Origin of the sequence: Exiguobacterium sp. AB2, assembly GCF_000696055.1 — a bacterium.
Lineage (GTDB): Bacteria > Bacillota > Bacilli > Exiguobacteriales > Exiguobacteriaceae > Exiguobacterium > Exiguobacterium alkaliphilum.
Genome location: NZ_JNAA01000080.1, coordinates 1 through 9,278 on the forward strand (window position 1 = coordinate 1; position 9,278 = coordinate 9,278).

11 protein-coding genes are annotated in these 9,278 nt (G+C 51.9%); 10 read left to right on the plus strand and 1 reads right to left on the minus strand.

Annotation, left to right across the window (positions count from 1 at the left end):
• The first annotated feature begins 99 nt into the window (after window positions 1-99).
• From DI14_RS10700 to DI14_RS10740, 10 genes are all read left to right on the plus strand, one after another.
• On the plus strand, window positions 100-1,485 hold the full coding sequence (locus DI14_RS10700; protein WP_034808391.1) for an aldehyde dehydrogenase: 1,386 nt from the start codon (window positions 100-102) through the stop codon (window positions 1,483-1,485).
• Between the two features lie 165 nt (window positions 1,486-1,650).
• Entirely contained in the window at window positions 1,651-2,364 is a 714-nt protein-coding gene (locus tag DI14_RS10705) for a Crp/Fnr family transcriptional regulator (protein WP_235193452.1), read from the plus strand.
• A 178-nt stretch (window positions 2,365-2,542) separates the two neighbouring features.
• Complete coding sequence (locus DI14_RS15360) at window positions 2,543-2,662, plus strand: cytochrome c oxidase subunit 2A (protein WP_152545902.1); 120 nt, start codon at window positions 2,543-2,545, stop codon at window positions 2,660-2,662.
• Between the two features lie 21 nt (window positions 2,663-2,683).
• Complete coding sequence (locus tag DI14_RS10710; protein WP_034808393.1) at window positions 2,684-3,154, plus strand: cytochrome c oxidase subunit II; 471 nt, start codon at window positions 2,684-2,686, stop codon at window positions 3,152-3,154.
• Between the two features lie 37 nt (window positions 3,155-3,191).
• The gene (locus DI14_RS10715) at window positions 3,192-4,841 is read left to right on the plus strand and encodes a b(o/a)3-type cytochrome-c oxidase subunit 1 (protein WP_200871118.1); all 1,650 of its coding nucleotides are present in this window, start codon (window positions 3,192-3,194) and stop codon (window positions 4,839-4,841) included.
• A 50-nt stretch (window positions 4,842-4,891) separates the two neighbouring features.
• Window positions 4,892-5,497 (plus strand): kinase, encoded by a 606-nt coding sequence (locus DI14_RS10720; RefSeq protein ID WP_034808397.1) that lies wholly within the window; start codon window positions 4,892-4,894, stop codon window positions 5,495-5,497.
• Between the two features lie 134 nt (window positions 5,498-5,631).
• A complete protein-coding gene (locus DI14_RS10725; protein WP_034808399.1) occupies window positions 5,632-6,024 on the plus strand; it encodes a GntR family transcriptional regulator in 393 nt (130 codons plus the stop codon).
• Complete coding sequence (locus DI14_RS10730) at window positions 6,002-6,682, plus strand: ABC transporter ATP-binding protein (RefSeq protein WP_034808401.1); 681 nt, start codon at window positions 6,002-6,004, stop codon at window positions 6,680-6,682. The genes DI14_RS10725 and DI14_RS10730 overlap by 23 nt, the downstream gene beginning before the upstream one ends.
• The gene (locus DI14_RS10735; RefSeq protein ID WP_034808403.1) at window positions 6,679-7,485 is read left to right on the plus strand and encodes a hypothetical protein; all 807 of its coding nucleotides are present in this window, start codon (window positions 6,679-6,681) and stop codon (window positions 7,483-7,485) included. The genes DI14_RS10730 and DI14_RS10735 overlap by 4 nt, the downstream gene beginning before the upstream one ends.
• Window positions 7,486-7,494: 9 nt before the next feature.
• Entirely contained in the window at window positions 7,495-8,592 is a 1,098-nt protein-coding gene (locus DI14_RS10740; protein WP_034808405.1) for a hypothetical protein, read from the plus strand.
• A 29-nt stretch (window positions 8,593-8,621) separates the two neighbouring features.
• Here the strand turns inward: DI14_RS10740 and DI14_RS10745 are convergent.
• Window positions 8,622-9,278: hypothetical protein (locus DI14_RS10745; RefSeq protein WP_235193453.1), on the minus strand; the 657-nt coding region annotated here is incomplete at its 5' end.

Consider the following 9,278-nt stretch of genomic DNA (forward strand, 5'->3'; position numbering starts at 1 on the left):
AGCCGTGGGAGTGTCAAGAGCGAGAAGGTTCAAAATGGTCGAGGCCGAGGTTGAAATGATAAGATGGTTGTAGCGCTATCCATCAAGGGAGGAACCTTCATGCTCGCACCGATTGAACAATTGTCAGTCGAGGAACTGATTCAGAAGCAACGCCGTTTCTATAAGACACAAGCGACCAAGTCGCTCGCGTTTCGACTCAGTATGTTGACGTTTTTGAAAGAAGCCATCAAACATCACGAACCAGAAATCATCGAGGCGCTCCAGACAGATTTGAACAAATCTGAACTCGATGCGTTCACGACCGAGATCGGCTTCATCTATGATGAAATCAATCGAACGACACGTGAATTGAAGCGCTGGATGCGTCCGAAACGCGTGAGCGGAGCGGCAATCCATCTCGGGACGAAAAGTGAGATTATGAATGAACCGTATGGGACGGTCCTCATCATCGCCCCTTGGAATTATCCGTTCCAACTCGCGATCGCCCCACTCATTGGAACCATCGCAGCCGGGAATACGGCCGTCGTCAAACCGTCCGAACTCACGCCGAACGTGGCCCGCATGATTACGACCGTGCTCGAACGCGCCTTCACTGACCGTTACGTCGTCAGCGTGGAGGGGGACAAAGACGTCGCTTCTGCGCTTCTCGCCGAGAAATGGGACCATATTTTCTTCACTGGGTCGACTGCTGTCGGGAAAATCGTCATGGATGCGGCGGCGAAACATTTGACGCCGGTCACACTTGAACTCGGCGGCAAATCACCTGCCATCGTGCATGAAGATGCGGTCATTGACATCGCGGCGAAACGGATCGCCTGGGGCAAATGGATGAATGCCGGTCAAACATGCGTCGCACCCGACTATGTTCTCGTTCACGAATCACGCCGAGACGAGTTTTTAGAGGCGATTAAGCGGGAGGCGTTTGCGATGTTCGGCAATGGGGTCGGGACAAAACGATTCACGCGCATCGTCAATACGAGCCACTTCGACCGGATTAGCCGTTATCTAGAGGAAGGCGACATTTACTTTGGCGGGGAGACTGACCGTGACATCTTAAAAATTGCACCGACTGTGATGACAGACATCCAAGCGGAGGCGAACGTCATGAAGGATGAGATTTTCGGTCCGATTTTACCGGTTCTGACATATCGTGATTTGGACGAGGCGATTGAATTCGTTTCCGAACGTCCGCATCCGCTCGCACTTTATTTATTCACCGAATCGAAATCGGTCGAACAGAAGGCGTTCAAACATCTTGCATTCGGCGGAGGATGTGTCAACGATGTCCTCATGCATTTGACGAACCCGAACTTACCGTTTGGCGGAGTCGGCGACAGCGGCATCGGGTCGTACCACGGACGATACAGCTTTGAGACGTTCAGCCATGCGAAATCGATTTTACGAAACACGACAAAGTTTGATTTGCCGCTTCGGTACCCGAACTTTAAGGCGGCCGAGAAATTAATTCGTCTCGTCTACCGTTGAATGTAAACTGCAACCTAGAAGGGTTGCAGTTTTTGTATGCGTAAAAACGAAGATTGTTTGAAATGTCACATACTTCTGTGATGAAGCTGCCCGTTCTCCTGTATAATAAATCCATACGATCAACAGGTACGAGACATTCATAACGAATGATGGAGGGAGCAGGGCATGATGTCGACGAAATGTGGAACGACCCAACCGAACAGTTTCATCTTCTCGAGCGAGACAAAACAATTGTTGCTCGAGATGATGGCGACGCATACCTATCCGAAGGCGAGTATCGTCTGTTGGGAAGGCGAGAAGTGTGACAAATTCTTTTATATAAAAAGTGGAGCGGTCAAGTTTACAAAAATCACGAAAAAAGGGAATCCGCTCGTCATGTTTTTATTTGGATCAGGTGACTTTTTCGGTGAGTTCGACATCGTGGAATCGTACCCGAGCTCATACAGTATCGAAACGACAGAAGAGAGTGTCATCGGTACCATCTCGAAGCAAGAGCTCGAGACGCTCATGCAACAGGATATCCGGTTCGCAGGGGAAATCATTCGCTGGACGTCGATGATGCGCAAGCACTCCGAGATGAAAGTGCGCGACTTGCTTCTTTACGGGAAACCCGGAGCGCTCGCCTCGACGTTGCTCCGCATGGCGGCGATGCATGGGGTGGAAGAAGACGAGACCGTCGTCATCCCGAGACATCCGTCGGACGGGGAGCTCGGTCAACTGATCGGTGCACCGCGTGAGACGGTCAATCGTCTCATGAGCCAGTGGCGTAAGGACGGGATCTTGACGACGTCGTCCAACGCAATTGCAATCCATGATTTCGATTTCTTAAAAGAACTCTGTCATTGCGAAGGGTGTCCGGCTGGGATTTGCCGGTTATAACGATTCAACAGCCGTCTCCTCGTGAGACGGTTTTTATTTTTGTATTTGTGAATTTTGTGTGTGAAAACTACGCAAAAATGATGTGATTGTCACTTTTCGAGTGAGAAAAGTCACATATTAACGGTAACTCGATTTCATACAATGAAAGTGGAAATCATAACGGAAAGGGGTCCTTCACTTGGATAAGAACGGTGGGAAAGAACCAGACTTGAGAGGCACGTTCACATCGGTCATGATCGTCGCTGGCGTCATCATCGTCATGTGGTCGTCGGTCTTTTATTTATTCCTCACACGATAACGCAGAAAGGAGTGACGTACGTTGCACATTCATAAACTTGAAAAATATTGGTTAGGTTTCGGCATCATTTTATTGGGCGTCTTTTTGACCGTCCTTGGCATATCCGCATTTGCATCCGGCAACCAGCCGGCTTCTGACGCCGACTTGATCGACCCGGCCACCGTCCATCAGACGGCGCCGTTCGATAACCCGGGGTTACACAAAATCGGGGACAACGAATACGAGCTCGTCATGGTCGCCCAAGCGTTCACCTTCACACCGGGCAACGTCGAGATTCCGAAAGGGGCGAAAGTGACGTTCCTCGTCACGTCACCTGACGTCGTCCACGGCTTTCAGCTCGTCGGGACACCGGTCAACATGATGGTCGTACCGGGTCATATCAACTCGCTCACGTATACGTTTAAAGAAGCCGGAGAATTTCTAATCCTCTGTAACGAGTATTGCGGGACAGGCCATCACATGATGGCGACAAAAATAAAGGTGGTGGATTAACGTGAACGATGTCGCTTCAAAATTGAAACAATGGGAAATGGAGCGGGGCGTGCCTGTACCGAGTATCGGTGTCAAAGAAGCGCGCCTCGCCTATGCCCACGTCGTCATCTCGGTCCTTGCCGTCTTGATCGGTGGCTTGGCGGGACTCATGCAGACATTGATTCGGACCGGTGTCATTCCGGAAGTCTTCGGCTATTATCAACTGTTGACCGCACATGGCATCATGCTCGGCCTCGTCTTCACAACGATGTTCATCATCGGCCTTCTTTACGCGCTCCTCGCCAAGTCGTTCGGGCGATTCGAAGCATTCCCGACACGCCTCGCCTGGCTCGGTTTTTGGATGATTATCGCCGGTGCGGTGCTCGTCACGATTATGGTGCTCGCGAATAAGGCGACGGTGCTCTATACGTTCTACGCGCCGCTCATGGCCGATCCGGTGTTTTATATCGGTCTCGTCTTGTTCGTCGTCGGGACGTGGCTCTCGGCGTTCGCGATGTTCCGGATGTACGCGGACTACAAGCGGGAGAACCCGGGGATTCACCCGCCACTTCCGGCGTTCATGAGTATCATGACGATGCTCCTCTGGGTCATCGCCACGCTCGGTGTCGCCGGGACGATTTTGTTCCAGCTGCTGCCGCTTTCGCTCGGATGGAAAGACACGGTCGGAATCGAGTTGTCGCGGACGCTGTTCTGGTACTTCGGTCACCCGCTCGTCTATTTCTGGCTCATGCCGGCTTATATCGTCTGGTATACGGTCGTGCCAAAAGTCATCGGGGGAAAAATCTTCTCGGATGCTCTCGCTCGGATGGCGTTCCTGTTATTCTTGTTGTTCTCGTTCCCGGTCGGTTTTCACCATCAGTTGACAGAACCTGGCATCGATCCGTTCTGGAAGTTCGTCCAAGTCATCTTGACGTTCCTCGTTGTCATCCCGTCGTTCATGACGGCGTTCTCGCTGTTTGCGACGTTTGAACTTCGAGGGCGCGCCCTCGGTGCCCGCGGACTGTTCGGTTGGGTGAAGAAGATGCCGTACAGTGACGTCCGCTTCCTCGCGCCGTTCGTCGGGATGTTGTTCTTCATTCCGGCCGGTGCAGGCGGGATCATCAACGCGTCGCATCAATTGAACGCGATGGTGCACAACACGCTTTGGGTCACCGGTCACTTCCATATCACAGTCGGAACGGCTGTCGCCTTGACGTTCTTCGGGACGGCGTATTGGCTCGTCCCAGTCCTTCGCGGCCGCACACTCACGAAGGCGATGAATCGCCTCGGGCTGCTGCAAACGGCTACGTGGGCGTTCGGGATGTCGATCATGTCATACGCGATGCACATCTCGGGACTCCAAGGCAACCCGCGACGGACCGGTCCGGCGACTTACTTTTCGGACGCGCTCACGCGGGAATGGATCCCGTACCATATCGCCATGGCGATCGGTGGGACAATCCTCTTAATTTCTGTTCTCATCTTCGTCTACTCGATGTTCAACTTGTCGTTCCTCGCCCCGAAAGGAGAGGAAGAATTCCCGCTCGCGGAGACCGAAGAAGCCGCGATGGAGACACCTCGCTTCTTCGAGAACTGGAAACTGTGGATCACCGTCACGTTCGTTTTAATCGCGTTCGCGTACACGATCCCGATTTGGCACTTGATTGAAAGTGCACCTCCGGGAGCGCGCGGGTGGGTGCTCTGGTAAACTGAAGTCAGCCCAAGCGGCTGACTTTTTTCGTTAAAGGAGATGAAAGGATGGAGACGCTGAAGGAGATGCTTCGTCGTGAATACGTCAAACATGCGTCGGACCGGCCGTTCATCGTCGCCATCGATGGGCTGAGCGGATCTGGGAAGACGACGATGGTCGAGCAGTTGCGCGACCTTGCGAACGATGTGATGGTCTTTCATATCGATGACTTTATCGTCGAACGGTTCAAGCGTTATGGGACTGGTGAATCGGAGGCGATGGAATATTATGCGCGCCAATGGGACGTCGACTTGCTCGTGGAGACGTTGTTCAAGCCGCTACAGGAAGGGCAAGCGAAGTTGACATTGCCTTATTATGAGCGCGACCGAGATGAGGTCATCGACCGAACGGTAGAAATTACACCGAACGGACTTGTCCTCATCGAAGGCATCTTTTTGCTGCGTGACGAATGGCGGAATTATTTTGATTACGTCGTCTACCTCGATTGCCCTCAAGAGGTCCGCTATGAGCGGGTATTGCATCGCGATACATACATCGGTGACTTGGCAGAGCGGCTCGACAAGTATACGCGACGTTACTGGCCAGGAGAAGCGCATTATCTTGAGACGGTCAACCCGAAAGGCAAGGCCGACCACATCGTTCAAGCGGGTTGACGCATCCATATTCAAGTGGATGCGTTTTTGTTTTGGATGGTTTTTACAAATAAGTTGTTGACAGTCAAGTGTATTACGGTAATAATACAGTCAGATAGTGTATTAGTCGCATCATACACTTAGAGAGGTGGCCTATGATCATTCAATTCAACACGAGAGCCCCCGTCTATATCCAAGTCGTCGATTACTTCAAAAAGAAGATGGCGCTCGGAGAATTACAGGCGGGCGAAGAAATGCCGTCGCGTCGCGAACTCGCGACCGAACTGAAAATCAATCCGAACACCGTCCAAAAGGCGTTCAAAGAGATGGAGGAACAACAATTGATTACGACCGAACGGAACCGGCCGAGCCGCGTCACGACCGATGAACATGTTCTGAAACGAATCCGCACGGAGCTCGTCGACGAGGCGGTCGCCGTCTTCGTCGAATCGATTCAAGAGCTCGACGTCACGATGGATGAGCTTGTTGATAAAATCAAACGGCAATACGGGGAGGGGAATCTCGATGATCGAAGTACTGGGAGTTAAGAAGCGATACCGTAAAAAGCAAGTGCTCGAAGACGTGTCGTTCACGGCACAAAAAGGGGAAATCACGTGCCTCATCGGATTGAACGGGACTGGGAAATCGACGATTTTAAAAGGCATCATGGGGCTCACTCCGTTCGACCGCGGTACAGTGTTAATCGATGGGAAGCCGCTCGATTTGAATCGCGTCGCGTTCGTTCCGGACCATTCGACGTTCCCGACTCACTTCACGATTGAACAGTGTGAGGCGTTCATGCGCGACTTTTATCCGAAGTTCGATTCGAAACTGTTCGCCCGTCTCGTCGACGAGTTCAAGCTGTTCCCGGAAGACAAGTTGAACGAGCTGTCGAAAGGGACACTCGCGAAAGTGAATTTGGCGCTCGGCATCGCACAAGACCCGGACTATTTATTGCTCGACGAGCCGTTCTCGGGCATCGATGTCTTTTCGAAGGAACAGATTGTTGAATTGTTCTCGAGTGATGTGATGGAAGACCGCGGCGTGCTGATTACGACGCACGAGATTGACGATATCGAATATTTGGTCGACAAGGCCGTCATGTTGAACCGGGGACGAATCGTCCGCGAGTTCGATGTCGAGGACGTCCGCTTCATACATGGGAAATCGATCGTCGATGTCATGAGAGAGGAGTACGGGGCATGAACCTATTGAAACTAATCGGATGGGAAGTCGAACGGGTGACGAAACCATACCTCATCTTGATTTCACTGCTCGTCGTCACACAGTTCGCATGGCTCGGCTATTTCTTATGGAGCGAGACAGCGCTGTATGAAGAGATTCGCCGTACCGGGACGCCGGATTACGTGTTGACGTTCGGGAACTACATCGGGGGCACTCCGTTCATCTTGTCGATTGGATTTGCCGTCGCGGCGATGTTCTTGTATAGCTTTTGGATTTGGTATCGCGACTTCCAAGGCCGTGGTACGTTCATGATGCGGTTGCTGATGCTACCGCAACAGCGGATGTTCGTCTTCGCTGCGAAGCTGGCGACAATGATCTTGATGGTGCTCGGATTGTTCTCGATTCAATGGATTGCGCTGAAACTTCAATACGTCGCGTTCACGAGTTGGTTCGATTCACAGATGATTCCGGTGCGCGGCGCGTTCGATCAAATCGTGGCGTATGACGGGACGTTGATGATTATGTATCCAGGCTCCGTATTCAACTTCTTCATTCATCAACTGTTGATTATGCTCGTCATCTTGTTTATCTTTGCATTCGTTTTATTAGAACGGAGTTTATGGCAACGGACGATATGGGCGCAGCTCTTGTCAGCCTTGACAATCGGGGCCGTCATCGGGTTGCCGTTGCTCGGATTTCTCGCGATTGAGAACGAGCTCTTCATGGAAGAGACGCTTCTCGTATTCGGTTTACTTTTGGCATTTTGGTTTGTTGGAACCGTATGGATGGGCCGTCGCCAGTTGAAACAGAAACTAAGTGTGTGAGGTGAGAGTATGAAACGAATGTGGAATGTCGTCGCGCTCGGCGCGGTCGTCATGATCGGACTCGGTACATATGCCGTCGATTCAAGATCATCGTCGGCGGAATGGTCGCTCAATGTGAGCTCGAACGAAGAATTGTGGACAGACAAGCATGTCAACGTGCTCTACGATCATGACGATACAATTGGGGAGCGGTTCGTTGTGACGACAGATCGAAGCCGGGTCACGACTCATTTAAGTTATATCGAGGAGGCGCTCCAGCAACGTGATCTGATGGACCCGGTCATGCGCGAATTTTATCGTCAGACGACAAACTTAAATTACTTGCAAACGGTTCGAACGGTCGATGGGTATGTCGGAATCGGGCAAAAAGAGAACAAAGAGATCATCATCTACCGGTCAGAAGGTGAAAACGTGACGACGACTGTGATTCCATCGAATGTGAGTGGGGCGGTCGACGTCATGGAAGGGAATTGGGTCGGATTGTTCTTACAAGGTGAGACGCTCCATTTAATGTATCGAGACGGATACGATGAGCCCGTGACGAAGTTGGCCGTGTTTGATGAGAAGGAAATGGCGATTGCCATCCAAGACGTTGAAGTGGATCGCGGTTACGTGTCAGAAATGTTCGGGTCGTCCTGGTTTTACGGGGTGAATCAGCTGCCAATCGCAATCGATAACCGCTTTATTCCGGTACGGGTCGCCACGATTGGGACGTATACCGAGGATGGGGAGACGTATACGAGTGAGGAAACTCGTCCGGGAATCTATGCCTATGACGTCGAGTCGAAGGAAGTCGTCACGTTGGTGGACGATGGAGAGATGTGGGACGCTGTGCTATATGACGATGAGTTTCTGGCGCTTCAAGAAGACAAGTCTGAAATCGTCGTAGACTTGAAGAGTGGCGAGTCGTCGTCACGTAAAGTCATCGAAGACGAGAATGGAACGACGGCTTACGTTGGCAAACAACTCTACCATGTGCAACAAGTGACAGACGGGGCCATCATCGACGTATATGAAGACGGAAAAGCTGTATCAAGTGCAGTCATATCTGCTGCGAACGACGAAGCGAAAGCGTTGCTTCCGAGTACACAATTCTACGTAGAATAACAAATAACCGAGAGGCGGCCGCCTCTCGGTTATTTTGATGGTTTCGGGATGATGACCCCTTCTTCTAAATCGAGCAACAAATCGATCAGCTCCGCACAAAATTCGGGGAACTGGTCGAGGAACGCACCTGGGCCGACCTCGTCCGTGAAGTCGATGTATAAATCCGATACGTTGCCGGCCATCTTCGCCGGGAGGGCGAGAAACGCCGATCCGAAACGCCAGCTGCCGCGAATGTCGAGCAGTTTCCCGAGCATGATGTCACCGACTTCACGTTTTTCAGGGAGGTTGACGCGATACGTCTCCTTCGTCTCCCAGTCGCGAAGACCGTCCTCGGTCACTTCAAAGACTGAACAGCGCGGGACGGCGAGTCCGCGGAGCGCGTGATACAGGGCCGGGGACATGTCCGCCTTATGGTCCGCTAAATAGCGACCGTGCGGCGTCATCCCGTCCTCGTCCGTCTCAAAGAAGACGGCCCAATCGATGAATAGGTCGCGGAACAGTTCGGCGTCTTTCAAATGCCATGTGCCTTCCGAGGCGATTTCTTGAATATAGTTTGTCCATTGCGTGCTCCGTGCGAGTGCCGCTTGCTCATATAATTTCTTCAGCTCGGCCAGCAATTCGGACTCTTCCACAAGCAATGGGAATGGAATCACTTTCCGGTCTTTTTTCATCGACGTGGTCCTCGC